This window comes from Enterovibrio paralichthyis (genome assembly GCF_019209835.1).
GTDB classification, from domain to species: domain Bacteria; phylum Pseudomonadota; class Gammaproteobacteria; order Enterobacterales; family Vibrionaceae; genus Enterovibrio; species Enterovibrio paralichthyis.
Genome location: NZ_JAHUTS010000030.1, coordinates 1 through 25061, shown reverse-complemented (window position 1 = coordinate 25061; position 25061 = coordinate 1). Strand labels below are relative to the sequence as shown.

Here is a 25061-nt window from a genome sequence, read left to right as displayed (position 1 = left end):
GATTACTTATAAACCGGTGAGGTTTCAAAGCTCACTACGCGCGGTGCACGGTCAAGAATCCCTGTATTGCAAGCCGCTTCAGCGCCCAGCCAGGTGGTGTTGGTACGCGAACCTTCGTCGTCGTATTTAGCGATGTCCGACAGTTTGATCATGTAGCCGGTGACACGCACCAGATCGTTCGATGCCACATTGGCAGTGAACTCGCGGTAACCCAGGCTCAAAGCGCCCTTACACAGGTTGTACATGGCTTCCGGGTTGGCTTTCACGGTTTCATCAATCGTCAGGATATCACTGATCCCTGACGTGTAGTGGCTGTGATGACCCGCGGTAGCCAGTACATAAGTGATTGGGTCCGGCTCCGTACCGTAAGGGATACGCACACCTGGGGTAACATCTTTGTCGATACTGATACCGCCTTGTGCGTGCAGTACCGCTTTGCCTTCAAGGCCATATTTCACCGGCATGCTGTCAACCAGCTGCGCCAGTTTTGCCGAGATGGTGTGACCCAGTGTGTTGGCGTGGCTGTCGCGGCCGTACTGACCGGTATTGCCGTCTTTTTCCAGCAGCATGTTTACTGCTTCTGCCATGCCGTAAATACCGAACATTGGTGCAAAACGGCTCTCTTCAATCAGGCCTTCTGTGGCCAGGAAGTGTTTGAAGTAGTTAGAGGACTCGTGCAGGTAGCTACTGCGGACATCCATCAGCTCAACCATCAGTTTGCTGTAAGTTGGCAGGATGCGATTCATGAAATCTTCACTGCTGTCAGCCTGACGCGCCGCTTCCTTCAGGTTCATACGCACCAGTGTGTTTGAGCCGCCAGCCAGAGGCAGGGAGTTGTAACAGCTTACGATACCGAAGCGTTTGTCACCGTAGGCTTCCGCGTGCATCGGGTAGTTGGCAATGTGTGGCTTGCTGCATTCACAGATGTTTGCCGCTGCCTGACGCAAAAGGGAGTCCGGTGTTACCGCCGGGTCGTACATAAAGGTCAGGTTTGGCGCGATTTGCTTGAGTTCAGCATCCACACGCAGCACAGTGCGGCAGATGATGTTGTCAGCAGGACCAATGTTGGCGTGCATAAACGCGTCCGGCAGAGTGCGATCCAACATGATCCAGAAGCGCTTCAGTTTCTGGTAGATCTCTTCATCGCTCAGATTGCCGATGTACGGCATCAGCATGTCATCCAACTGGCCTACATAGACAGGAATATTGGTCACTGACGGCACATGGTGGTAGATGATGTTAAGCATATTCAGGGCATCATCCAGATCTTTTGCCGGTGCCAGCTCCAGATACTCTGAACCCTGCTTCAGGAGCTTGGCGTAATCGGGCAGAACGTAGCGAGGCTTGAACGGGGCGTGGCCTTCGAACATGTCACAAATCACACCTGCTTTCATTGCGGCGGTGATTTCATCAGACACGGCCATGTAAGGCAGGCTTGCCTCCGCTTCCAGTGCCAGCCAGGTGTTCTTTTGTTTTGGTGACAGGTTTGGATCGTTGATGATCTGGTAGAAGCGTTGCTGAAGTTCGGTGAGATTGGTGCTCATGCAAAAGACTCTATAAAAATTTGGGTTTATTATGCGTCAGCCTTCGGATTGCCACTATTGAGAATTAGTGCAGTGCATATTTCCAAAATGGAAAACCGTATATCGAGATGCGAGAAACAACAAAGCCGGGATAATCCCGGCTTTGTACACAGATGTGGTCGTTTATTTGATTTCGACGCCCTGCGCTTGCAGGTCTGCATGGTAAGAAGAGCGCACGAACGGACCACACGCAGCGTGTGTGAAGCCCAGCTCCAATGCGATGTCACGCAGCTCGTCAAACTCTTCAGGCGGCACGTAACGCTCTACCGGAAGGTGATGACGGCTTGGTGCCAGGTACTGACCCAAGGTCAGCATGGTGACGCCGTGGGCACGCAGATCTTTCAGTACTTCGACGATCTCTTCTTTGGTTTCGCCCAGCCCCATCATCACGCCAGATTTGGTCGGGACGTTCGGGTGCATTTCACCGAATTTCTTCAGAAGTTCCAGTGACCACTTGTAATTCGCACCCGGGCGCGCCTTACGGTAGAGGCGTGGCGCCGTTTCCAGGTTGTGGTTGAACACATCTGGTGGGTTGTCTTTCAGCAGATCGAGAGCCACTTCCATACGCCCACGGAAGTCAGGCACCAGGGTTTCAATGCGGATTTCCGGGTTCAGGGCACGGATTTCACGGGTACAGTCGGCAAAGTGCTGGGCGCCGCCATCACGCAGGTCGTCACGGTCTACTGACGTTACCACAACATATTTGAGCTTCATGTCGGCGATGGTTTGCGCCAGTTTCTTCGGCTCTTCCGCATCTGGCGTCAGTGGGCGGCCATGGGCAACGTCACAGAATGGGCAACGGCGGGTACAGATTGCACCCAGAATCATGAACGTGGCGGTACCATGGTTAAAGCACTCTGCAAGATTCGGGCAAGAAGCTTCCTCACACACGGAGTGCAGGTTGTTTTTGCGCATCGCAGATTTGATGTCCTGAATGCGTTTGGTATCCGCCGGGAGCTTGATTTTCATCCACTCTGGCTTGCGCAGCACTTCTTGTTGCTCGGCCGGCATGTTCTTGACCGGGATGAGCGCCATTTTGTCAGCATCGCGGTACTTAACGCCGCGTTCCATCTGGATCGGTTTGCTCATAATTGATTGCTTTCAGTTAGGGACTCGACCTGATCATAGCTCAGATGCGAAGTCAGTTTTTCTACCAAAACAGGGTACAGCTCAGCCAATGATGCCGGGCCCCCTAAATCGACGGTTTGTGTCATTGCCATGCCTGCATAGCCACAAGGGTTGATACGCAGGAAAGGTGACAGATCCATATTGATATTTAGCGCCAGTCCATGGAAGGAACAGCCTCGTCGGATACGCAGACCCAACGAGCAGATTTTGCTGTCGCCCACATACACCCCCGGCGCGTCTGGACGGGCGCGGGATTCAATACCGAAGTGGGCGAGGGTATCTATCACGATATTCTCGATAGCGGTGACCAGCTCGCGGACACCAAGCTTCTTGCGTTTGAGGTCAATCAGAAAGTAGGCAACCTGTTGGCCGGGGCCGTGATAAGTCACCTGACCACCGCGGTCACTCTGTACTACCGGGATATCGCCGGTTTCCAAAAGGTGCTCGGCCTTTCCCGCCTGACCTTGCGTAAACACGGGTTCGTGCTCAACCAGCCAGATCTCATCAGTGGTTTCAGCGTCACGGCTATCAGTGAAGTCGTGCATGGCTTGCCATGTTGGCTGGTACGGGCGTAATCCCAGTTGTTTGATGATGAGGCGGTTTTGCTGCAATGGACACCTGCCGGAATTGTTGAGCTTTTCGTGAATGATGGTAACTGATGTTTTCAGCTACCTCATTATAAAGACAGACGGTTGAATTAACAGCCGTCTGTCTGTGGGGGTATTTAGAGTGAGATCGTGGCTGGGTTACAGAACCATGCGCACGATTTCGATGTCACCCAGTTCTTTGTACAGCGTTTCAACTTGTTCAATAGAGGTGGCTGTAATGGTGACAGATACCGCGTGGTAAGTACCTTTGCCGCTCGGTTTTACCGATGGGCTGTAATCGCCCGGTGCGTGGCGTTGGATCACTTCCAGTACCAGATCCGGCAGTTCAGGTTTGGCGTAGCCCATCACTTTGTAAGTGAACGTACACGGAAATTCCAACAGGTCTCTGAGTGTTGGTTGTTCTTGCATTAGATACTCCAGAATTGCTAACGACGCCTGGGTCATTAACCAATATTAATGTGCAGATGATCACGCATTTAATTGGGAGGAATAGTAATCGTCCTGTTAAAAGAAAACAAGATGAGGTGATTTCACTCCGGATGCTGACTATATGGGGGCGCTGAGGGTAAATAAAAAGGGCAGCCGGTGGCTGCCCTAAACGCATTCTGGTGCCTATCAGAACAAGTTCTTGAAGAACATGATGATGTAGTCCATCAGTCGGCTGAAGAAACCGCCTTGTTGAACATCATTCAATGCAACCAGTGGGTATTCAGCAATGTCTTCACCGTCAACTTGGTAGTACAGCTTACCCACCACATCGCCTTTGGCGATAGGTGCTTCCAGAGATTTCTCCAGAACGAAGCTTGCTTCCATGTCTTTCGCTTTGCCGCGTGGCAGGGTCACGAAAGTATCTTCAGACACGCCCAGAGCAACTTGGTCGGTGTCACCCATCCACACTTTTTCGGTCACGAACGTTTCGTTTGCTTTGTGTGGGTTAACGGTTTCAAAGAAACGGAAGCCGTAGTTCAGCAGTTTTTTGCTTTCAGCTTTACGTGCGTTAGCGCTGTTGGTGCCCATGACAACCGCAATAAGGCGCATGTCACCTTCGGTGGCAGAGCTCACCAGGCTGTAGCCAGCTTTGTCTGTGTGGCCGGTTTTGATGCCGTCCACGTTCATGCTTTTATCCCACAGCAGGCCGTTACGATTGTATTGGGTGATGCCGTTGTAGGTGTAAGATTTTTCGCTGTAGATACGGTACTCTTCAGGTACATCGCGGATCAGTGCCTGACCTAGCAGCGCCATGTCATATGGTGTGGTGTACAGGTCTTTGTTATCCAGACCGTGCGAGTTGGCAAAGTGGGTGTTGTTCATGCCCAGGGTTTTTGCCCAGCCATTCATCAGATCAACGAATGAATCTTCAGAACCGGCGATGTGTTCAGCCATGGCCACACAGGCATCGTTACCCGACTGGATGATGATGCCGCGGTTCAGCTCTTCCACCTTAACGGTGTCGCCCACTTCAATGAACATTTTTGAGCTGCCAGGGAAGTTTTTCGCCCAGGCGTTTTTGCTGACAACGACATCGTCATCCAATGAGATGTTGCCGCGTGCCACTTCCTGACCAATCACATAACTGGTCATCATTTTGGTCAGGCTGGCTGGGTTCAGTTTTTCATTGGCGTTGTTTTCAGCCAGAATTTTGCCCGAATTGTAGTCCATCAGGACGTACCCTTTTGCCGCAATCTGTGGCGCGTCTGGTACGACGGAAGGTGCAGCAATGGCTGCGGCTGATGAAAGTACGGCAGTCGACAAGACTAAAGAGCGCAACAAAGAGGGAGTTTTTTTCATAGATATAGGTACTTACTTGGTATTTCTTCAGTCAAAAAAACTGTCGACACTATACCAGATAGCCGGCGTTGTGTCAGACAGGGTTAACATAATGACACTCTATTTAGGCGTCGGTTCATCAATGATTGGCTCTACAACGACGAAAGCCTCATTTATTTGCTGTTCACGTGCAAGTAAGGCCGCCTTTTGGGTCTGGTCGTAATCATAAAACGGCCCCAAACGGACACGGTATACCGCACCGGACTGGTGGATATCAGTAGGCAGCTCAAACTGTTTATTAAAGGTATCTGCCGCTTGTTTTGCTTTGTCATGGCTGGACATGGCTACTAACTGCACAAAGTAACGGTTTAACCGTGCACCTTGCCACTCGTTTTCATCTTTTGGTTTATCAACCTTGAGCAATGTCACTTTAACCGGTGCTGTACCCGTTTTGAGCATGTCGAGCTTTGAAGCTGCGGCATAACTCAAGTCGATAATGCGTCCTTCATGGAACGGACCACGGTCATTCACCCGGACAATGGCTTTTTTGCCGTTGGCGGTGTTTTCCACTTCCACATAACTTGGCAGTGGCAGGGTTTTGTGGGCGGCGGACATGGAAAACATGTCATAAATTTCACCGTTTGATGTTTGGTGTCCATGGAATTTCTTACCGTACCAGGATGCCATACCTGCCTCGGCGTAGGTATCAGGATTTTTAATCACCTGATAGCTTTGACCGCGCACGGTATAGTCTTTATTGCCTGCACGGCTGTAAGGCTCATAGCGGGGCTGGGCGTCTTCAACATGTTCCAGTGTTGGCACCGCTTCCGGTGCTTTATCCTGCTCGATGCTGTATCTGTCATCGCCTTGTGTGGCACAGCCAGACAGGATGATTGCAGAGATAACGAAGAGTTTTTTCATTACAGAGCCTTAGAAAGCATTTTTCTGTGAGTGTGAATCGACATCAGAATGCCAAAGCCCGCCATCAGAGTCACCATGGAGGTGCCGCCATAGCTTACAAGGGGCAAAGGTACACCTACAACGGGCAAAATCCCGCTGACCATGCCGATATTCACGAAAACATAAACAAAGAAGCTGAGTACAATACTGCCGGCCATCATGCGGCCAAATGCGGTTTGTGCCCGGCTTGCCAGCATCAGCCCCCGGCCGATGATGAAAAGATAGAGTGCCAGCAAGCAGGTGACGCCGATAATACCCCATTCTTCAGCAATGACGGCAAAGATAAAGTCAGTATGTCGCTCTGGAAGGAATTCAAGTTGCGATTGGGTGCCATGTAGCCACCCCTTACCCGCAAGGCCACCGGAGCCAATCGCAATCTTAGACTGGATAATATGATAACCCGCACCCAAAGGATCAGATTCAGGGTTAAACAGGGTTCGAACCCTTACGCGTTGGTATTCGCGCATCAGGAAAAACCACAGCACGGGGATGAAAGCCGCGATAAGGGTGCCTGCCGCAAAAATAATGCGCCAACTGATGCCGGAGAGGAAAAGGACAAAAACGCCGGAAGCGGCAATCAGGATTGAAGTCCCTAAATCTGGTTGTTTGGCGATGAGTATGGTGGGAACAAAGACCATCACCAACCCAAAGATAAGATTGCGAAAACGCGGAGGCAGGGGCTCTTTACCGATAAACCGAGCCACCATTAAGGGCACTGCAAGCTTGATAAGCTCGGACGGTTGGAAGGTGACAACGCCCAAATCAAGCCAGCGTTGGGCGCCTTTGGCAGTTTCACCGAAAAGAAGTACAGCGACCAGCATAATCAAGCCAGTCACGTAAAGGTAGGGCGCCCAGAATTCGTAATGGCGAGGGGACACCTGCGCCAATACAAACATCACGCCCAGTGCGAGCAGAATTCGTATTACTTGCCTCTCCATCATGGCGATGCTTTGGCCACTGGCACTCCACATCACCATCAGGCCAAACCCCATCAGGGCAAGAATCCCGAGCAACAACGGCAAATCAAGGTGCAGTCGTTCAAACACGGTTTTCTTTTGTCCTGTCGAGGCAAGAATACTCATTGCACCTGCTCCTCCTTGGCGGTTTTTCCCAGCAACATATGATCGAAAATACGCCTTGCGATAGGGGCACCGTTACTGGAACCACCACCGGCATTTTCCAGAACCATTGATACTACGATCTGCGGGTCATCGTAGGGTGCAAAACCGGTATACAGTGCATGGTCCCGAAGGTGTTCAGCCAGCTCGTCGGCGTTGTACTCTTCATCTTCACCGAGTCCAAACACCTGCGCTGTACCGGATTTACCGCCGGTCTGGTATTTGGCATCAGCAAACGCACGTCGGGCGGTACCTTTCTTACCGTGGTTTACTAATCGCATTCCTTCCAGTGCTACATTCCAGTATTTGTCATCTACGCCGGTTATGGGTGGATATGGTGAGAAATCTGCGGTTTCCTGCACACCTTCTTGTTCCATCCGTTGCAACAGATGAGGTGGATTCACCTGACCGTGGTTAACCAGCACTGAGGTCGCCTTGGCGATTTGCATCGGCGTTGCGGTCCAGTAACCCTGCCCAATTCCTACAGGAATGGTGTCCCCCTTATACCAAGGCTGGCGGTAACGCCCCATCTTCCATTCACGGGTTGGCATATTGGCTTTGCTTTCTTCGTGTATGTCGATGCCAGTGTAATCACCGAAACCAAAACGGCTCATCCAGTCTGACAGGGTGTCGATACCCATGTCATAGGCGATTTGATAGAAGAAAGTATCCACCGACTCCTCAATCGACTGCACGATGTTAACGCGGCCATGACCCCATGCCAGCCAGTCACGGAAAGGGCGGGAGGTTGAATTAGGCAGTCGCCAGTAACCCGGGTCATTGCGCGTGGTTTTGGTGGTAATGATCTTTTCCTGCAATGCGGCGACAGCAATGAATGGTTTGACTGTCGAGGCTGGCGGATAGATACCCAGCGTAGCGCGGTTAACCAGAGGGCGGTTCTTGTCATTCAGCAGTGCGCTGTATTCCTTACCGGAGATGCCGTGGACAAACAGGTTAGGGTCATAGCTTGGCGTGGAAACCATCGCCAGCACGGATGAATCTTTTGGATCCAGCACTACCACTGCACCGCGGCGATCGCCAAGGATGTCGCGGATGTAAAGCTGTAAGTCGACATCAAGGTTCAAAACCAGATCTTTACCCGGCTCCGGTGGCACGTATTTCAGGGTGCGGATCACCCTTCCACGGCTATTAACTTCCACTTCCTGATAGCCTGCGGTGCCGTGCAGTTCCTTCTCGTAGAAACGCTCAATACCCAGCTTACCGATGTCACGTGTGGCTTTGTAGTTATTGAGCACACCTTCGCGGTCGAGTCGGTTGAGATCCTTGTCGTTAATTTTTGCCACGTAGCCCATGACATGGGTCAGCGCGTCGCCATACGGGTAATAACGCTTTAGGTAGCCTTTGATTTCAACGCCGGGGAACTTGTGCTGGTTGGCGGAGAAAATCGCCACTTCTTCCTCGGTCAGCTGGTTTTTCAGTGTAACGGCATTGAAGCGTCGGGTACGCTTTTTGTCACGCTCGAATGCTTTGATTTCGTTTTCCGAGATAGGCAGTAACGCCTGCAGGCGCGCGATAGTACCCGGGATATCTTTGACCTGCTCCGGGATAATCTCCAGCCCGTAGACTGGGCGGTTTTCGGCCAAAAGCTTACCGTTGCGATCGTAAATCAGACCACGGTTGGGGGCGACAGGTACTACTTTGATCCGGTTATCGTTGGAGCGGGTGATATAGTCGTCGTGGTCTTCGACCTGAATGTGGTAAAGGTTTAGTAGCAGGACGAAAACCAAAAGCACAATTCCGCCGAAAGCCACTACAGCCCGGCGGAAAAACAGTGAAGACTCAGCCTGATGATCGCGTATTGGACTACGCTTTTGCTTCATGAATTATTCCCGGTGATAAGGGTGATTCGCAGTAATACTCCAGGCGCGATACAGACTCTCCGCCATCACCACACGGACCAGTGGGTGGGGAAGCGTCAACGGCGAAAGCGACCAGCTTTGGTCCGCTGCAGCTTTACAAGCTGGCGACAAACCTTCAGGCCCGCCGATAAGGATGGAAACATCACGTGCGTCCAGCTTCCAGCTTTCGAGTTGCTGCGCGAGCTCTTCGGTATCCCAGCGCTTGCCCGGAATATCGAGGGTCACAATACGGTTTCCTTTCGGCACGGCCGCCAGCATGGCTTCCCCTTCCTTTTGCAGGATACGCGGGATGTCGGCATTCTTGCCGCGTTTACCCGCAGGGATTTCAACCAACTCCAACGGCATGTCTTTCGGGAAGCGGCGACTGTATTCTTTGTAGCCTTCCTCAACCCATTTCGGCATCTTGGTGCCGACTGCGATCAGTTGTAACTTCATTGCTTCAATTCCACAGCTTTTCAAGCTGGTACAACTGGCGCTGTTCCTCTTGCATGATGTGAAGCATCACATCACCGAGATCCAGCACCACCCATTCACCTTCGTTTTCGCCTTCCATACCCAGAGTGTGAATATTGGCGGCGCGTGCTTCATCGGCGACGTGCTCTGCGATAGATGAAACATGGCGTTTAGAATTGCCGGTGCAAAGCACCATAAAATCGGTGATGCTGCTCTTGTCGCGAACGTCGAGAGTGACGATATCCGCAGCTTTCATATCATCGGCTTTATCGACAACAAAATGTTGAAGTTGTTCCGGAAGCAATGTTTTCCCCTTATCGGTATTTGGTGCTTATTCCCGCTAAAAACGGGATCACCCAAGGTGCTGGGCGATATAGACAAAATTATAACACTGGCGATTGTGAATAAAACACAGCGGTGTCGCGGTTTGATCGTCAGCTGACAGGCTCTAGGTGAACTGGGTGTCCACTCATGTCGAGGCAAAAAGCGGCAAGCGCTGGCCAGGGTTTGCTGTCAAAGTCGGTTTTCACCATCACTTCTATTTCAGCAAGGCTTTGCAGCAGGTGCATGAGCTTGGTCAAAGGTAGCCGGTGCAATGCGGCCGTGAGCAAAGGACGTCGGGTCTGCCAGACGCGGAAGTGGTCAAAAATCTTGCTCAGTCCCATGCCAGATGCGCCGTATTCCTGCATCTTGTAGAGTTGAATCAGCTCTTTTTGGATAACCCGCAGCAAGATAGTAATTTCAACCCCTTCAGCCTCAAGCTGTCGCACAATGCGTACCGCGCGGTTGGCTTTGCCTTCAATGAGCGCATCGGTCAATTGAAATGGCGTGTAGTGATTGTGGCGTGACAGTGCTTCCTGAAGCCGTGGCAGGGTCAATTCACCGTCTGGATACAACAACTGCAGTTTCATCAGGCTTTGTGACAACGCCAGCAGGTTGCCTTCATGCCACTGTGCCAGCAGCATAATCGATTCGCTGTCAGGTTTTAACCCGAGGCTGTGGCATCGGCTCTCAACAAAACGGGGCAGTTGGCGTGCATCCGGCGTATTGCAGGGAACATATACCCCTTTGTGCTGCAGGGAAATAAACCACTTGGCGCTTTCCTGCTTTTTGTTGAGGCGTGGACCATCCAATACCAACACAATATCCTCGTGCAGCATGGTGTCCAGATCTTTGATGGCATTCGCCTGAGTGGTGTTCAGCGGGTTTTCCGGCAGTGTCAGAATAATCACCTGACGGCTGGAAAACAGGCTTAGCGCCTGACATGCGTCATACACATCCTGCCAGTTAAGCTGGTTGTCCACTGTGAAGCGGTGCTTTTCATCAAAACCCTGCTGCGTGGATATTGCCAGGATACTTTGGATAGCCTCTTGCTTAAGCAGAGGCTCATTACCAAAAAGAAGGTAAGTCTGACACAACCCCTGCGACAGGCGCTGCGTCAGTTGTTCTGGGTAAATCCTCATTGCGCTGCGTCACTGCCGGTGGTGTAGCTGGACAATGGCTTTCCACGCGTTTCGTCGTCTTTGCCTTCGAAACGGGTTTCAATTGTGACAGCAGGTTTATCGTCACCTACGCCTTGATAAAGTTCACGCAGAGCCTTTTCTTCGGCCTGCTTACGTTCGAACTCTTCAATATGGGCATTCAGACGCGCCAGTTGACGCATGATCTGTTTGGTCGCCTCTACGCGCATTTCCTGTGCCAGCATTTCCTCTTCCACTGATTTTGCAAGTGCAGTCAGCGGGTTATCAAGGTAGGTGCGGCTTAGGGATGTTGAGAAGTTGTAGCTACCTTTTTCCGGCACTGTCACTGAATAGCTGACACTGTAAGAAAATTGTTTTTCTGCCACGCGCGCATTTTGGTAAAGCGACAGAGTACTTTCACCATAGCTTTCGCCTTTCAGGTGAAGGTTGGAAATGCTCTTTGCGGGTGAAATTACATCGATATCGTGAAGACGCAGTTGGGTCTTCATTTCACGGGTGAGTTTGCCGTATTTGTCAAAACTGGTGACAGACAGCTTTTGAATATCTTCCGGCAGGTTGTAGCTGCCGCGAAGGTGGAATCCGCAAGAAGCGGTGGCCAGGGCGGCCACCACTACCAGCAGGGTTCGGAGAGTACGATACATCGTTTTCACCGAATTCTCCCTGTATTAGTTAGCAACGATGTTAACCAGTTTACCCGGCACATAAATCACTTTGCGCACGGTTTTACCTTCTGTGTGCTTCACAACGTGTTCGTCGTTCAGCGCCATCGTCTCTACTGCATCTTTTGCTGCGTCAGCCGCAACAGTGATCTTGGCGCGAAGCTTACCGTTCACCTGAACGATGATCAGCTTCTCGTCTTCAACCATTGCCTCTGCATCGGCAACAGGCCACAGCGCATTGTCGATGTCAGCTTGACCCAGTGCAGCCCACAGTTCAGTACTGATGTGCGGGGTGATAGGGTACAGCATCGCAACGATGGCTTTCAGTGCTTCGTCAAGAATCGCACGGTCAGCATCGCTGTCCTGAGGTGCTTTTGCCAGACGGTTCATCAGTTCCATAATCGCCGCAATTGCGGTGTTGAAGGTCTGACGACGGCCAATGTCATCGCTTACTTTGGCGATAGTCTTGTGCACTTCACGACGCAGTGTCTTCTGGTCAGCGTTCAGTGACGCTGCATCCAATGCGGCAACGTCGCCTTTCGCAGTGTGTTCGAATACCAGTTTCCAGACACGCTTCAGGAAGCGGTTTGCACCTTCAACGCCAGACTCTTGCCATTCCAGCGTCATGTCAGCCGGTGAGGCAAACATCATGAACAGGCGAACGGTGTCAGCACCGTATTTGTCCACCATCTCCTGTGGGTCGATACCGTTGTTTTTCGACTTAGACATCTTAGTCATGCCTGAGTGAACTACGTCGTTACCTTCGGTGTCGACAGCTTTTGTGATGCGGCCTTTTTCGTCACGCTCAACGGTCACTTCCGTTGGCGAAACCCAAATCTTCGCGCCTTTGTCGTTGTTGTAGTAGTACGCATCCGCCAGCACCATGCCTTGGCACAGCAGGCGTTTGAATGGCTCGTCACTGTTCACCATGCCAGCGTCACGCAGCAGTTTGTGGAAGAAGCGTGAGTAGAGCAGGTGCATACATGCGTGCTCGATACCACCGATGTACTGATCAACTGGCAGCCAGTAGTTTGCTGCGTCTGAGTCCAGCATCTCATCAGCTTTTGGTGAACAGTAACGCGCGTAGTACCAGCTTGATTCCATGAAGGTATCAAAGGTGTCAGTTTCGCGCAGCGCTGGCTGACCGTTGTAGGTGGTCTCTGCCCAAGCCTTGTCCGCTTTGATTGGGCTTGTCACGCCATCCATCACCACGTCTTCTGGCAGGATCACTGGCAGTTGGTTGGCCGGTACCGGATGTACTTCACCGTCTTCGGTGGTGACCATCGGGATTGGTGCGCCCCAGTAACGCTGACGGGATACACCCCAGTCGCGCAGACGGAAGTTCACGGTCTTGTGACCTTTACCTTCAGCTTCCAGTTTGGCTGCAATTGCGTCGAATGCTTGTTCGAAGTTCAGACCATCGAACTCACCCGAGTTGAACAGAACACCTTTCTCAGTGTGTGCTGCTTCAGAAATGTCAGGTGCGTTGCCGTCTTCTGCCAGAATCACTGGCTCGATGTTCAGACCGTATTTGGTCGCGAACTCGAAGTCACGTTGGTCGTGCCCTGGTACTGCCATCACTGCGCCTGTGCCGTAGTCCATCAGAACAAAGTTCGCGATGAAGATTGGCACTTCACGGCCGTTCAGAGGATGGATCGCCTTCAGGCCGGTATCCATGCCTTTCTTCTCCATGGTCGCCAGCTCAGCTTCAGCAACCTTGGTGTTTTTACATTCTTCGATGAACGCAGCCAGTTCAGGGTTGTTCTCTGCAGCTTTGGTCGCCAGTGGGTGACCTGCGGCGATGCCTACGTATGTCACGCCCATCAGGGTGTCTGGACGGGTGGTGTAGACTTCCAGATCGCTCTCGCCAGCCACCTGGAATTTCAGCTCTACGCCTTCAGAGCGGCCAATCCAGTTACGCTGCATGGTCTTAACCATTTCTGGCCAGCCATCCAGTTTATCCAAGTCGTCCAGCAGCTCTTGCGCGTAAGCGGTGATCTTGATGAACCACTGTGGGATCTCTTTTTGCTCAACAGGTGTGTCACAACGCCAGCAACAGCCGTCTTCAACCTGCTCGTTCGCCAGAACAGTCTGGTCGTTTGGACACCAGTTAACAGAAGAGGTCTTCTTGTAAACCAGGCCTTTCTCATAAAGCTTGGTAAAGAACTCTTGTTCCCAACGGTAGTATTCTGGCGTACAGGTCGCGAATTCACGGTCCCAGTCGTAGCCGAAGCCCAGCAGTTTCAGCTGGTTCTTCATGTATTCAATGTTCTCGTAAGTCCAAGGTGCTGGCGCGGTCTTGTTCTTAACCGCTGCGTTTTCTGCTGGCAGGCCAAACGCATCCCAACCGATTGGTTGCATCACGTTTTTGCCTTGCAGGCGCTGGTAGCGGGAAATTACGTCACCGATGGTGTAGTTACGCACGTGACCCATGTGCAGACGACCACTTGGGTACGGGAACATAGAGAGGCAGTAAAACTTTTCTTTGTTTGGATCTTCTTGAACTACGAAAGTTTTGTTCTTGTCCCAATCAGCCTGAACCTTAGGTTCAATGTCCTGTGGACGGTATTGTTCTTGCATCGATGACATCCGGGAATTTGTGAGATAGGTATAAAATGAACCAAAATAATCGACATAGAATAACTAAAGGTAGAAGGCGCAACAACACTTGAATGCAGAGGTGGCCTATGTCAGAGCAAAAACCGGAGTACAAAGTGCTGGTGGAGCGGATCAGCGAAGCCTTAAAGCACAGTCCCGAAGAGCTACAACGATGGGTTGACCTGTCGGAACGGTACGTAAAAGCAGCGTCAGATATGACCAAAGATGAGTTGGCGTTGATAGAAGCTTATCTGAAACGCGATGTTCAGGAGTTCGGAGAGCGTTATGATGAGCCCCAAAGCAGTGCTGACGATGGCGGTGTGTTCCGCGATTTAATTGCCAATTCCCTGTGGGAGCAACTCGCGGAAATTACCGATAAAACCCAACTGGAATGGCGGGAGGTACTGCAGGATATTCAGCATCATGGCGTATACAACGCCGGTGAAGTCGTCGGGCTCGGAATCTTGATTTGCGAAAAATGCGGCAATCAGACGGAACACAATCATGTGGATGTGCTCCGGTCTTGCGTGAAATGCGGAAACAAGCGATTTAGCCGCAAACCGTTTCCAGCATAACGAGATTTACCAGGGGCGACTGGTATTTTGGGACCCAGGACCCAGGACCCAGGACCCAGTTCCCCTAATTCCCTAACGGTTCGATATTGAACTTCTGACCGGCTAAAGCCGCTTCCACCATTAAGCCGCCTTTGGCTTGGGTGAAGATGGCGATACCATTGATGTAGTAAGCCTTGGATTGGTGATTGCCTGCATTGGCTGACGTGCCTGTGGTGCCCGCATAAGCCGCGGCACCCTCTGTCAGGGCAGTGGCTGAAGCTTGTGCGCCCAATTCGAAACTGCCTGACATAAAGCTGTCGAATGTTGCTTTGTCTTCAAAGAAAAGGATTTCACTGAATGCCTGGCCGCCGAAGGTGAATCCAATTGAAAGCTGGATGAGTTCTGCCTGAGCGACAGTCCGGCTGCCCTGGTAGACAAGCCCATTTCCGTAAGCACCGCCAACCCAAAATCCCCCCTTGCCGACAGATGGGAATACGGCGTAGCCATACGCTTTTTCAAAAAAGGGCTTCACCTGATCGAAGCGGTGGAAGTTGGCAAGCGCTGCCCGCGCATCAGCAAACAGTTCGGCATCAGGCTCGGCTGCGACGGTCGTGGAGAATACGGATGAAAAAAGGATTAGCGGGATAGCAAATAATCGGGTTAAGGCGCGCATAGGAATCTCCTTGAAAAAAAGGCTGAAATGGGAATTCAGCCTCTTAAGTAGACACAATGTTTGCACCACTGTTCGCTCTTATAATTGCGACTTCGACGAACTCGACAATTTTTGACTGCGCCCTAACACAATCAATACCAGCCCTGACAGTACTACCCATCCATATAATGGCCAGTCGCCAAACAGGGTGTAAGGGGTTTGGCCTACTGTCGTCGGTACATCAGCGCGAAGCACCACAGTTTCAAACTGCGGCACGGTAGCAATGATATCGCCTTTGTATCCTATCGCTGCGGTCAGCCCAGTGTTGGTTGAACGAAGCACGGGCTTGCCGTTTTCCAGTGCGCGCATGCGGGCAATTTCCAGATGCTGGTGCGGGCCAATTGAGCGGCCAAACCAGGTATCGTTGGACAAGGTCAGGATAAAGTCTGAATCCGGCGTCAAGCTCTGGCGCACCTGATCGCTAAAGGCGATTTCATAACAGATGGCCGGTGCCAGCTGGTAGCCTTTGGCATCGATATTTGGCTGGGTGTACTCACCGCGGCTGAATGATGACATTGGCAGGTTGAACAGCGGTGCCAAAGGTCTTAACAGATCCTCAAACGGCACAAATTCACCAAAGACCAGCAGGTGATGTTTGCTATAGCTTTGTGGTGACGGGTAGCTGTAGCCCGCCTCGCCGTTTTCACCCAGGGTAATCACGTTGTTGTAGAACTGGCCTTTCTCATTCTGATCCAATACACCGGCAACCACCGCAGTGTCATTGTTGATGGCAGCACTGTCCAAACGTGAAAGAAAGTCTGGTAAGTCGCGCTCCAAAGCGGGGATCGCAGCTTCCGGCCAGATAACAATATCGGCATCCCAGTTCTGGCGCGTCATGTCCTGATAGGTCAGCAAGGTAGGCCAACGCTGGCTAGGTAGCCATTTCAACTCCTGTGGTACATTGCCTTGCACCATGGCCACATCCACGCTTTTGCCGGTTTCCTGCACCCAAGGTATAAAGGACGAAACCGTCGCAACTAATGTCACGACCAAAGCTGGCACAAGCGCCTTGATGTTGCGTTGCAGCAGGGCGATGGCAATAGAACCGGAAATTATCAACAGCGCAAGGGTAATACCCTGTACGCCAAACATGGGGGCAAACGAAGCCAGCGGCCCGTCAATCTGGCTGTAGCCCGGCCAAAGCCAAGGGAAGCCTGTCAGGAACCAGCCACGGAACCAGTCAATAACCAGCCAAAGAGAAGGGGCAAGCAACAGGTAGCGCAGTGCCGGAGTCAGATTTACTCTCTGTAGGATATAGGCGAAGAGTGCGGGATAAAACGCCAGATACATCACCAGCAGGGCGATGAGCGTAAGGCCGACTGCGGTAGGCATGCCACCGAATTTGTCGATAACCACGTAAACCCAGCCGACACCGGTGCTAAATTGTCCCAGCCCCCAGAAGAAACCCAGCCAGGCAGCGCGTTTCGGCGCTTGCTGATAAATAAGAAGAAGAAGTGCCACCAATGCCACAGGCATCGCCGGCCAGAATCCGTAGGGTGCAAAAGCCAACGTGGCGAGGGCACCAGAAAAAGCGGCCCCGAAGATCCGCATGAATGCTTGGGGCCGCTTAGAAGTAATGTTTGTTAGCATTTGACGTTTATGCCGTTTCCTCTGCAGTCGTATCCGGAATAGTAACCTGCAACTGGATAATGCGTCGACTGTCGGCTGCCGTGACCTTGAAATGAAACGCTTGAATGTCCACTTCTTCGCCACGGGTTGGCAAGTGACCGAAGCTAGTCATGACCAAACCACCGATGGTGTCGATGTCATCGTCATTGAATTGAGAACCGAATTTCTCGTTGAAGTCTTCCAGCGTGGTCAGCGCTTTCACGGCGAACGTGTGTTTGCTGAGCTGGCGGATTTCCTGCTCTTCTTCGTCGTCGTATTCGTCTTCGATATCGCCGACGATCTCCTCAAGAATATCTTCAATGGTTACCACGCCAGATACGCCGCCGAACTCGTCGACAACAATCGCCATATGGTAGCGCTCTTCCTGAAACTCTTTCAGCAGACGGTCAACACGCTTGCTTTCCGGCACTACCACAGCAGGGCGGATCACTTTGTCGATGTCGAAGGGTTCACTGTCTGGGATCAGGTAGCGAAGCAAATCTTTGGCCAGCAGAATGCCTTCTACGTGGTCTTTGTCATCACTGATCACCGGGTAGCGTGAGTGCTGGGCGTCATTAATGATGGCAATGATTTGTTCCAGAGGTTGTGAGCGTTCGATGGTCACCATCTGCGAACGCGGAATCATGATGTCTCGAATGCGCATTTCAGAAATCTGCATCACGCCTTCAAGCATATCCCGTGTATCGTGGTCGATCAGATCGTTCTGTTCCGAATCACGGAATACATCTACCAGTTCCTGACGGTCTTTCGGCTCACCCTGAAAGAGCTGTCCTAAACGTTCGAAGAAGGTCTTTCTACTCGGACCTTCAGAGCTTTGTGAGTTGTCTTCGTTCATTGTCTCAATATTTACAACGTTGATATTTAGATGAAGTCCGCCGCGTATGGGTTTTCAAATCCCAGCGCGTTCATAATTGAAATCTCAAGAGACTCCATTTCCTCGGCTTCTTCATCATCGATATGGTCATAACCTAGCAGATGGAGACTGCCGTGTACAACCATGTGTGCCCAGTGGGCAAAGAGGTCTTTATTCTGCTCTTCTGCTTCTTTTTCGACAACCTGACGGCAAATAATCAGGTCGCCCAGCAGATCTAACTCCACACCCGGAGGTGCTTCAAACGGGAAAGACAGCACATTGGTTGGCTTGTCTTTGCCGCGGTAGTCACGGTTCAGTGACTGGCTTTCAAATTCGTCCACAACACGGATAGTCGCTTCTGCCTGTTCGCGGAAGGATTTCACCGCTTGTTCAAACCACTGATTAAACTGCTCCTCAGTAGGCAGATTATCGGTGTTTTGTGTTGCGATTTGAAGATCAACGAAATATTGCATTTAAGATTGCTTCTCTTCTGGCGTAGGTGCCACATTTAATGCCGCTTCACGTTCTTGTCGGCGACGCTCTTCCGCTTGTTTACGGGCTCGGGAGTCTTCGGCTTCCCATACCTCATAAGCCTGAACGATACGTGCAACCACAGGGTGACGTACCACATCGTCTGCCTGGAAGAAGTTAAAGCTGATCTCATTCACGTCAGCCAACACTTCAATCGCATGGCGAAGGCCGGATTTGGCGTTGCGTGGCAAGTCGATTTGCGTGACGTCACCGGTAATAACCGCACGGCTGTTAAAGCCGATACGGGTGAGGAACATTTTCATCTGTTCCACAGTAGTATTCTGGCTCTCATCAAGAATGATGAATGCATCATTTAAGGTACGGCCGCGCATATAAGCCAGCGGTGCCACTTCAATAACGTTGCGTTCAATCAGCTTCTCAACGCGCTCAAAGCCCAGCATTTCAAACAGGGCATCGTAGAGCGGGCGCAGGTAAGGGTCGACTTTCTGGCTCAGGTCGCCTGGCAGGAAGCCCAGCTTTTCACCGGCTTCAACCGCTGGACGGGTCAGCAAGATACGGCGGATTTCCTGGCGCTCAAGCGCATCAACCGCAGCGGCTACTGCAAGGTAAGTTTTACCTGTACCGGCAGGGCCAATACCGAAGGTGATGTCGTGAGTCACCATATTGGTAATGTATTGCGCCTGGTTCGGAGTACGCGGCTTGATCACACCTTTTTTGGTTTTGATGTTGATCTCTTTGCCATAAGGAATCGACGACTCGGTGTTTTGTTCCAGAACACCGCTTTCCTTAATGGCAAGGTGAACCTGCTCAGGTTCGAGATCGATGAAATTGCCTTTTACCGGGGCAGTTTCAACATAAAGGCGTTTGAGAATATCGACAGCAGCAGTGGCTGTGTGAGGCTTGCCGACGACGGCAAAGTGACCGCTACGGTGGTTGATTTCCACACCCAGACGGCGTTCGAGTTGTTTGATGTTGTCATCGAAAGGGCCGCACAGACTGGCCAGGCGTGAATTATCCGCTGGTTCCAGCGATACTTCTAAAGTAATGACTTTGTTCAATGCTTCCTCGCAATGGTTATCGGCGTCTGTATAGGACGCCGATAACGTGAGTTAACCTCCGCCACTGCGGAGCTCAGGATGGCAAAATGGCCTCCGATCTCTACTACGGAGTATACACGCCTACGCCAAGATCATCTTCTTTGCGTGTTTTTGCCATCATCTCTGCCGGCGATACCGCCACACGCAGATTCATATCCTTCTCGGTACGCACCAGTTTACCACGCAGGGAGTTTGGCAGTACTTCTGTGATTTTTACATCAACAAACTGACCGATCAAATCTGCAGAGCCTTCGAAGTTCACCACACGGTTGTTTTCGGTACGGCCACGCAGCTCCATCAGGTTTTTCTTCGACGGGCCTTCAACCAGAATACGTTGCTCGCTGTCCAGCATCTGGCGTGAGTAAATCATCGCCTGCGCATTGATTTGCTGTTGCAGTTCGTACAGACGCTCTTTCTTCACCTGCTCAGGGGTATCGTCTGGGTAATCTGCCGCTGGCGTGCCCGGACGAGGTGAGAAGATAAAGCTGAAGCTCATGTCGAAGTTCACGTCACGGATAAGCTTCATGGTGGCTTCGAAATCGGCATCGGTTTCACCCGGGAAACCAACAATAAAGTCAGAGCTGATCGCGATATCAGGACGTGCTTCACGCAGTTTACGGATCTTCGATTTGTACTCGATCGCCGTGTGTGGACGCTTCATCAGGGTCAGGATACGATCTGAACCGCTCTGAACTGGCAGGTGTAGGAAGCTCACCACTTCTGGGGTGTCTTTGTACACTTCGATGATGTCGTCAGTGAATTCAATCGGGTGACTGGTGGTGTAACGGATACGGTCGATACCGTCGATTGCCGCGACGTAACGCAGCAGCTCTGCGAATGTGCAGATTTCACCGTCGTGGGTGTCACCACGGTATGCGTTAACGTTCTGTCCCAGCAGGTTTACTTCACGTACGCCTTGCTCTGCCAGTTGGGCGATTTCGTACAGCACGTCATCCAGCGGACGGCTCACTTCTTCACCGCGGGTGTAAGGTACCACGCAGTAAGTACAGTATTTTGAGCAGCCTTCCATGATAGAAACGAACGCCGTTGGGCCTTCAGCACGTGGCTCAGGCAGGCTGTCGAATTTCTCGATTTCAGGGAAAGAGATGTCCATCACCGGTGCTTCGTTCTGCTGGGATTGCTTGATCATCTCAGGCAGACGGTGCAGGGTTTGTGGGCCGAAGATAACGTCAACGTAAGGTGCACGCTCGCGGATGTGATCACCTTCTTGGGTGGCAACACAGCCGCCAACACCAATCACCAGGCCTGGCTTCTGATCCTTGAGGTTTTTCCAGCGACCCAGCTGGTGGAACACTTTTTCCTGAGCCTTTTCACGGATGGAACAGGTATTCAGAAGCAGTACGTCCGCCTCTTCCGGCTCCTCGGTCAGCTCGTAGCCACCGGCTACGTTGAGCAGATCTGCCATTTTTGATGAATCGTATTCGTTCATCTGGCAGCCCCAGGTTTTGATCAGCAGTTTCTTAGCCATGTAACTCATTGCTCATAATTAACGTTTTACGTGTTTCGGCTGAGCAAAATAAAAGAGCAACCATGTAAAGGTTACCCATTGAAAAATCAGCCGAAAATCTATGATCTTTTTGGCGCTGCGCCATGCGGCGCTAGGTCAGGCCAGCGATTAGCCGCGTATTGTACTGCGTAAGTCATTCTGTGACCAGTGCACCTTCTCCCCAAATTTTTTGTAGGAATTGAGGAAAGACGCGGCTTCAGCAGTCGCAATCGAGAGGGTTAACGGTAGAATAACCACAGCATTGTAAGAGATTGTGTTATGAAACAATTCGATATTATTGTCGTCGGCGGAGGCATGGTTGGCGCGGCCACGGCGCTGGGGCTGGCGAAACAGGGCAAGCGTGTTGCCATGGTTGAGCGTGCAGCACCAAAACCTTTTGACCCTGAGCAGCCGATGGATTTGCGTGTATCCGCGATCTCGCCTGCATCTGTCGCCCTGCTGAAATCCCTTAAAGTATGGGACAGTGTGCTTGGCATGCGCCTTTGCCCGTATCGTCGCCTGGAGACCTGGGAGCATCCTGAGTGCCGCATCCGCTTCAGCGCAGACAGCATGGATTTGTCTGAGCTAGGGTTTATCGTCGAAAACCGTGTGCTCCAACTCGCGTTGTGGCAAGCCTGTGAGGCACAGGAGAACCTTGAAGTAACTTGCCCTGCCAACATTCTGGCTATGTTACCTGATAGCCAAGGCCACATCGTGGAGCTTGATGATGGCACCATACTGCACGGCCGCTGGCTGGTTGGTGCCGATGGCGCAAATTCCCGTGTGCGCGATTACGCCAAGATTGGTGTGACTGCCTGGGATTACCGCCAGCACTGTATGTTGGTGAATGTGAAAACTGAGTTGCCACAGCAGGATATCACTTGGCAGTGGTTTACACCGGATGGCCCGCGCTCCTTCCTGCCGCTTCCGGGTCACCAGGGATCTTTGGTTTGGTATGATAGTCCGTCCCGCATCAAACAGCTTTGCGCAATGTCACCGCAAGCGCTGCGTAGCGAAATCCTGCAGCATTTCCCGAAAGAGTTAGGGGATATTGAAGTCATCCGCCAGGGAGCATTCCCACTGACCCGCCGTCATGCCCAGCGATATTTCAACAAAGGCGTCGTGGTGTTGGGGGACGCAGCCCACACCATCAACCCATTGGCAGGGCAGGGCGTAAACCTCGGCTTTAAAGATGTGGATGCATTGCTGGATGTTGTGGCCGATGCGGGCATTGAATGGCTGAGCGATGATGTGCTGGCGGCCTACGAGCGTAAACGCAAGCCGGATAATCTCATCATGCAAACCGGGATGGATGTGTTCTATGGTGGATTCAGCAATGAAATTGCGCCGCTTAAGTTATTGCGGAATGTCGGATTGAAGCTGGCGGAAAGCAGCGGGCCCATCAAAGTCCAGGTGCTGAAATACGCCATGGGCCTTTGAGATATTTCTCCTTCTCTTTCAAGTATGCGAGAGAGGGATATTGCTTTTCTAAGAGCCAAACCCCACCCTAGCCCTCCCCTTGGAAAGGGGGGGACATGTCAAGTACCGCAGAATGTTCTTAGCACACGTTCTTCCGTTGCTGGTGGTGTTTGCAAATCCCGGTTTTCTGCGCTGACGGTAAAAGGCGTTTTCAGTGCTTCTGCCAGTCGGTGGAATAGCGAAAAGTCGTTCCTTTCCATTGCATCTTCGATCGCTTTTTCTACCTGGTGGTTTCGGGCAATGAGTGCAGGGTTGGCTTTTTGCATCGCCGCCACTGTCTCTTCATTTTCATCCCTGACTGATTTCCAGTTAGCCAGCCAGGCCTCGCCATTTTGCTGATGGGTGAACAGTGCAAGTAGCTCTGTTTCGTTGTCACCTTGAGCCACGCGTGTCAGCGTATCGAAAAACTGGGTGAAGTCGATTTTCTCCGATTCCAGAAGCGGCAAGGTCTGGTTGACCAGATCGTCAGCGTCTTTGTTGGTCGCCATGATCCCCAGCTTTTGCATCAAGCCATGATGAAATGCAATTTGGAAGGTTGATATGTAAGTGCCGAGTTTCTCTTCTGCCAACGCGACTGCCTTGTCTGAGTCTGCATCAAACAGTGGTAGCAAGGTTTCTGCAAAGCGTGAGAGGTTCCAGTAACCGATATTAGCTTGCTGATCCCAGGCATAGCGTCCGTCGCGGTCAATCGAGCTGAACACTTTCCCGGCCTTGAACTCATCCATAAATGCACAGGGGCCAAAATCGATGGTTTCGCCAACCAGCGACATATTGTCCGTGTTCATCACGCCGTGGATAAAGCCGACCAGCATCCATTGGGCGATAAGGTTTGCCTGCCGGACAGCAATCGCTTCCAGCAGGGCGGGATATTTGTCATCACGTGCTGTGAGATTCTGGAAGTGATGTTCAATCAAGTGATCGGCAAGGGCTTTGACACCATGCTCGCCCAGCTTAGCATAGGCATACTGAAATGAGCCTACGCGGATGTGACTGCTTGCAGTTCTCACCTGAATACCACCCGGCACCATCTGGTATTCGCGCATCACTGATTCTCCAGTAGCGAGGATCGCAAGCGTTCTCGTCGTTGGAATACCAAGACCTGCCATGGCTTCACTGATAAGGTATTCGCGGATCACGGCTCCCACAGTGGCACGTCCATCACCGCCACGAGAATAAGGGGTTCTGCCTGAGCCTTTGAGCTGCACATCGACATACTTGCCATCCGGTTTTTGAATTTGTCCCAGCATATGGGCGCGTCCATCACCTAAAAGCGGTGAATAGTATCCAAACTGGTGACCAGCGTAGGCCATGGCGATGGGATTGGCATCGGGATAGTCACTGTTACCTGCCAGCGCATGGATACCTTCTGCGCTTTCAAACCAATCCGAATTGAGGCCGTACTCATCTAGCAGATCATGATTGAGTGCCAACATTGCCGGGGCTTCGACCCTACGTGGTGCGAGCGGGGTATAGATATCTTCGGGGAGAGAAAGATAAATCTGGTGTTTTATCGGCGAGGTAAGGTTTGCCATGACTGCTCAATCCATTAGAGGCTTTACTCAAGCGTACAGGGATTGGCGCGGCTTTCAACCACGTAACCGTTGTGGGAAATTTATGGGGTTCAGAAACGAGGAAAGCCCGCTAAAAAGCGAGCTTTCAAATATGGCTGGGGTACCTGGATTCGAACCAGGGAATGGCGGCATCAAAAGCCGCTGCCTTACCGCTTGGCGATACCCCAATTGTACTCTGCTTATTCAGCAAAGATTTGGTGCGAAGGGAGAGACTTGAACTCTCACGTCCGTAAGGACACTAACACCTGAAGCTAGCGCGTCTACCAATTCCGCCACCATCGCATACCGTATTGTTTGTCAGTTTTTAATCTTGTCTGACTCTCTTTCGAGCAAGAAGGTTTGGTGCGAAGGGAGAGACTTGAACTCTCACGTCCGTAAGGACACTAACACCTGAAGCTAGCGCGTCTACCAATTCCGCCACCATCGCAAACCTGATTGTCTGCCAGTTTTTAACCTTGTCTGACTCTCTTTCGAGCAAGGAGGATTGGTGCGAAGGGAGAGACTTGAACTCTCACGTCCGTAAGGACACTAACACCTGAAGCTAGCGCGTCTACCAATTCCGCCACCATCGCAATCCTAATTGTCGTCAGTTTTTAGCCTTGTCTGACCCTCTTTCGAGCAAGGTATTTGGTGCGAAGGGAGAGACTTGAACTCTCACGTCCGTAAGGACACTAACACCTGAAGCTAGCGCGTCTACCAATTCCGCCACCATCGCATTTGTTTTGTTTCCCAGATTGAAAGCCTTCGCTTTCCGAGATTTGGTAGTGTCTCTTATCTGGCCGAAAGTCTCAAGACTTTCAGTATTAGTGGTGGCTACGACGGGATTCGAACCTGTGACCCCATCATTATGAGTGATGTGCTCTAACCAACTGAGCTACGTAGCCAACCTGAAATATGGCTGGGGTACCTGGATTCGAACCAGGGAATGGCGG

The 25061-nt window shown here is 51.6% G+C and carries 22 protein-coding genes and 6 tRNA genes; 2 read left to right on the top strand and 26 right to left on the bottom strand.

Annotated elements, in window-relative coordinates; all coding sequences use genetic code 11:
• Positions 1 to 2: 2 nt before the first annotated feature.
• The 13 genes from KU854_RS21955 to leuS form a co-directional block, all read right to left on the bottom strand.
• Complete coding sequence (locus KU854_RS21955; protein ID WP_218360451.1) at positions 3 to 1544, bottom strand: YjjI family glycine radical enzyme; 1542 nt, start codon at positions 1542 to 1544, stop codon at positions 3 to 5.
• 162 nt (positions 1545 to 1706) lie between these two features.
• Entirely contained in the window at positions 1707 to 2672 is a 966-nt protein-coding gene (lipA, locus tag KU854_RS21950) for a lipoyl synthase (protein WP_218360450.1), read from the bottom strand.
• Complete coding sequence (gene lipB, locus KU854_RS21945) at positions 2669 to 3322, bottom strand: lipoyl(octanoyl) transferase LipB (protein ID WP_218360449.1); 654 nt, start codon at positions 3320 to 3322, stop codon at positions 2669 to 2671. Before lipB ends, lipA begins: the two co-directional genes overlap by 4 nt.
• Positions 3323 to 3457: 135 nt before the next feature.
• Positions 3458 to 3727, bottom strand: coding sequence for a DUF493 family protein YbeD (gene ybeD, locus KU854_RS21940; RefSeq protein ID WP_218360448.1), 270 nt, complete (start codon positions 3725 to 3727; stop codon positions 3458 to 3460).
• Between the two features lie 207 nt (positions 3728 to 3934).
• On the bottom strand, positions 3935 to 5107 hold the full coding sequence (locus KU854_RS21935; RefSeq protein ID WP_054778451.1) for a serine hydrolase: 1173 nt from the start codon (positions 5105 to 5107) through the stop codon (positions 3935 to 3937).
• 99 nt (positions 5108 to 5206) lie between these two features.
• On the bottom strand, positions 5207 to 6007 hold the full coding sequence (locus KU854_RS21930; protein WP_218360447.1) for a septal ring lytic transglycosylase RlpA family protein: 801 nt from the start codon (positions 6005 to 6007) through the stop codon (positions 5207 to 5209).
• Positions 6007 to 7128, bottom strand: a complete 1122-nt coding sequence (mrdB, locus tag KU854_RS21925; protein ID WP_054778453.1) for a peptidoglycan glycosyltransferase MrdB — start codon at positions 7126 to 7128, stop codon at positions 6007 to 6009. Before mrdB ends, KU854_RS21930 begins: the two co-directional genes overlap by 1 nt.
• On the bottom strand, positions 7125 to 9005 hold the full coding sequence (gene mrdA, locus KU854_RS21920) for a penicillin-binding protein 2 (RefSeq protein WP_218360446.1): 1881 nt from the start codon (positions 9003 to 9005) through the stop codon (positions 7125 to 7127). Before mrdA ends, mrdB begins: the two co-directional genes overlap by 4 nt.
• A gap of 3 nt (positions 9006 to 9008) precedes the next feature.
• Complete coding sequence (rlmH, locus tag KU854_RS21915; protein WP_054778454.1) at positions 9009 to 9479, bottom strand: 23S rRNA (pseudouridine(1915)-N(3))-methyltransferase RlmH; 471 nt, start codon at positions 9477 to 9479, stop codon at positions 9009 to 9011.
• Positions 9480 to 9483: 4 nt separating this feature from the next.
• Positions 9484 to 9801 (bottom strand): ribosome silencing factor, encoded by a 318-nt coding sequence (rsfS, locus tag KU854_RS21910; protein ID WP_054778455.1) that lies wholly within the window; start codon positions 9799 to 9801, stop codon positions 9484 to 9486.
• Between the two features lie 130 nt (positions 9802 to 9931).
• Positions 9932 to 10960 (bottom strand): DNA polymerase III subunit delta, encoded by a 1029-nt coding sequence (gene holA, locus KU854_RS21905; RefSeq protein ID WP_218360445.1) that lies wholly within the window; start codon positions 10958 to 10960, stop codon positions 9932 to 9934.
• A complete protein-coding gene (locus KU854_RS21900; protein WP_255555688.1) occupies positions 10957 to 11619 on the bottom strand; it encodes an LPS-assembly lipoprotein LptE in 663 nt (220 codons plus the stop codon). The genes holA and KU854_RS21900 overlap by 4 nt, the downstream gene beginning before the upstream one ends.
• Positions 11620 to 11643: 24 nt before the next feature.
• Positions 11644 to 14217 carry a leucine--tRNA ligase gene (leuS, locus tag KU854_RS21895; RefSeq protein ID WP_218360443.1) on the bottom strand — a complete coding sequence of 858 codons (2574 nt, stop codon included), beginning with the start codon at positions 14215 to 14217 and terminating at the stop codon, positions 11644 to 11646.
• Positions 14218 to 14324: 107 nt separating this feature from the next.
• Here leuS and KU854_RS21890 point away from each other — a divergent pair, with 107 nt between their 5' ends.
• On the top strand, positions 14325 to 14810 hold the full coding sequence (locus KU854_RS21890; RefSeq protein WP_218360442.1) for a zinc ribbon-containing protein: 486 nt from the start codon (positions 14325 to 14327) through the stop codon (positions 14808 to 14810).
• Positions 14811 to 14874: 64 nt separating this feature from the next.
• Here the strand turns inward: KU854_RS21890 and KU854_RS21885 are convergent, their stop codons facing one another.
• From KU854_RS21885 to miaB, 6 genes are all read right to left on the bottom strand, one after another.
• Positions 14875 to 15462 carry a lipid-binding SYLF domain-containing protein gene (locus tag KU854_RS21885; protein ID WP_218360441.1) on the bottom strand — a complete coding sequence of 196 codons (588 nt, stop codon included), beginning with the start codon at positions 15460 to 15462 and terminating at the stop codon, positions 14875 to 14877.
• Between the two features lie 78 nt (positions 15463 to 15540).
• The gene (lnt, locus tag KU854_RS21880; RefSeq protein WP_418885872.1) at positions 15541 to 17079 is read right to left on the bottom strand and encodes an apolipoprotein N-acyltransferase; all 1539 of its coding nucleotides are present in this window, start codon (positions 17077 to 17079) and stop codon (positions 15541 to 15543) included.
• 19 nt (positions 17080 to 17098) lie between these two features.
• The gene (gene corC, locus KU854_RS21875) at positions 17099 to 17965 is read right to left on the bottom strand and encodes a CNNM family magnesium/cobalt transport protein CorC (protein WP_054778458.1); all 867 of its coding nucleotides are present in this window, start codon (positions 17963 to 17965) and stop codon (positions 17099 to 17101) included.
• A gap of 26 nt (positions 17966 to 17991) precedes the next feature.
• Positions 17992 to 18456, bottom strand: coding sequence for an rRNA maturation RNase YbeY (gene ybeY, locus KU854_RS21870; RefSeq protein ID WP_218360439.1), 465 nt, complete (start codon positions 18454 to 18456; stop codon positions 17992 to 17994).
• On the bottom strand, positions 18457 to 19533 hold the full coding sequence (locus KU854_RS21865; protein ID WP_218360438.1) for a PhoH family protein: 1077 nt from the start codon (positions 19531 to 19533) through the stop codon (positions 18457 to 18459).
• Positions 19534 to 19636: 103 nt separating this feature from the next.
• Positions 19637 to 21061, bottom strand: a complete 1425-nt coding sequence (miaB, locus tag KU854_RS21860; RefSeq protein ID WP_218360437.1) for a tRNA (N6-isopentenyl adenosine(37)-C2)-methylthiotransferase MiaB — start codon at positions 21059 to 21061, stop codon at positions 19637 to 19639.
• Between the two features lie 297 nt (positions 21062 to 21358).
• Here miaB and KU854_RS21855 point away from each other — a divergent pair, with 297 nt between their 5' ends.
• Positions 21359 to 22519, top strand: coding sequence for a 2-octaprenyl-3-methyl-6-methoxy-1,4-benzoquinol hydroxylase (locus KU854_RS21855; protein ID WP_218360436.1), 1161 nt, complete (start codon positions 21359 to 21361; stop codon positions 22517 to 22519).
• A gap of 98 nt (positions 22520 to 22617) precedes the next feature.
• Here KU854_RS21855 and KU854_RS21850 read toward each other — a convergent pair whose 3' ends face one another.
• From KU854_RS21850 to KU854_RS21820, 7 genes are all read right to left on the bottom strand, one after another.
• The gene (locus tag KU854_RS21850) at positions 22618 to 24090 is read right to left on the bottom strand and encodes a protein adenylyltransferase SelO (RefSeq protein WP_218360435.1); all 1473 of its coding nucleotides are present in this window, start codon (positions 24088 to 24090) and stop codon (positions 22618 to 22620) included.
• Between the two features lie 131 nt (positions 24091 to 24221).
• Positions 24222 to 24296 (bottom strand) — tRNA-Gln (locus tag KU854_RS21845).
• A gap of 28 nt (positions 24297 to 24324) precedes the next feature.
• Positions 24325 to 24411, bottom strand: a tRNA-Leu gene (locus KU854_RS21840).
• 58 nt (positions 24412 to 24469) lie between these two features.
• Positions 24470 to 24556 (bottom strand) — tRNA-Leu (locus tag KU854_RS21835).
• 58 nt (positions 24557 to 24614) lie between these two features.
• Positions 24615 to 24701: transfer RNA gene (locus KU854_RS21830), tRNA-Leu, on the bottom strand.
• Between the two features lie 56 nt (positions 24702 to 24757).
• A tRNA-Leu gene (locus KU854_RS21825) sits at positions 24758 to 24844 on the bottom strand.
• 92 nt (positions 24845 to 24936) lie between these two features.
• Positions 24937 to 25013: transfer RNA gene (locus tag KU854_RS21820), tRNA-Met, on the bottom strand.
• Positions 25014 to 25061: the final 48 nt, after the last annotated feature.

Excerpts from the sequence above, each read along its gene's own strand:
- ybeD (WP_218360448.1), bottom strand. The coding sequence starts at position 3,727 with ATGCAAGAACAACCAACACTCAGAGACCTGTTGGAATTTCCGTGTACG.
- KU854_RS21885 (WP_218360441.1), bottom strand. The coding sequence starts at position 15,462 with ATGCGCGCCTTAACCCGATTATTTGCTATCCCGCTAATCCTTTTTTCA.
- mrdA (WP_218360446.1), bottom strand. The coding sequence starts at position 9,005 with ATGAAGCAAAAGCGTAGTCCAATACGCGATCATCAGGCTGAGTCTTCA.
- rlmH (WP_054778454.1), bottom strand. The coding sequence starts at position 9,479 with ATGAAGTTACAACTGATCGCAGTCGGCACCAAGATGCCGAAATGGGTT.
- KU854_RS21935 (WP_054778451.1), bottom strand. The coding sequence starts at position 5,107 with ATGAAAAAAACTCCCTCTTTGTTGCGCTCTTTAGTCTTGTCGACTGCC.
- ybeY (WP_218360439.1), bottom strand. The coding sequence starts at position 18,456 with ATGCAATATTTCGTTGATCTTCAAATCGCAACACAAAACACCGATAAT.
- KU854_RS21900 (WP_255555688.1), bottom strand. The coding sequence starts at position 11,619 with ATGTATCGTACTCTCCGAACCCTGCTGGTAGTGGTGGCCGCCCTGGCC.
- KU854_RS21930 (WP_218360447.1), bottom strand. The coding sequence starts at position 6,007 with ATGAAAAAACTCTTCGTTATCTCTGCAATCATCCTGTCTGGCTGTGCC.
- corC (WP_054778458.1), bottom strand. The coding sequence starts at position 17,965 with ATGAACGAAGACAACTCACAAAGCTCTGAAGGTCCGAGTAGAAAGACC.
- KU854_RS21890 (WP_218360442.1), top strand. The coding sequence starts at position 14,325 with ATGTCAGAGCAAAAACCGGAGTACAAAGTGCTGGTGGAGCGGATCAGC.
- mrdB (WP_054778453.1), bottom strand. The coding sequence starts at position 7,128 with ATGAGTATTCTTGCCTCGACAGGACAAAAGAAAACCGTGTTTGAACGA.
- miaB (WP_218360437.1), bottom strand. The coding sequence starts at position 21,061 with ATGGCTAAGAAACTGCTGATCAAAACCTGGGGCTGCCAGATGAACGAA.
- KU854_RS21855 (WP_218360436.1), top strand. The coding sequence starts at position 21,359 with ATGAAACAATTCGATATTATTGTCGTCGGCGGAGGCATGGTTGGCGCG.
- lipA (WP_218360450.1), bottom strand. The coding sequence starts at position 2,672 with ATGAGCAAACCGATCCAGATGGAACGCGGCGTTAAGTACCGCGATGCT.
- leuS (WP_218360443.1), bottom strand. The coding sequence starts at position 14,217 with ATGCAAGAACAATACCGTCCACAGGACATTGAACCTAAGGTTCAGGCT.
- KU854_RS21955 (WP_218360451.1), bottom strand. The coding sequence starts at position 1,544 with ATGAGCACCAATCTCACCGAACTTCAGCAACGCTTCTACCAGATCATC.
- holA (WP_218360445.1), bottom strand. The coding sequence starts at position 10,960 with ATGAGGATTTACCCAGAACAACTGACGCAGCGCCTGTCGCAGGGGTTG.
- KU854_RS21850 (WP_218360435.1), bottom strand. The coding sequence starts at position 24,090 with ATGGCAAACCTTACCTCGCCGATAAAACACCAGATTTATCTTTCTCTC.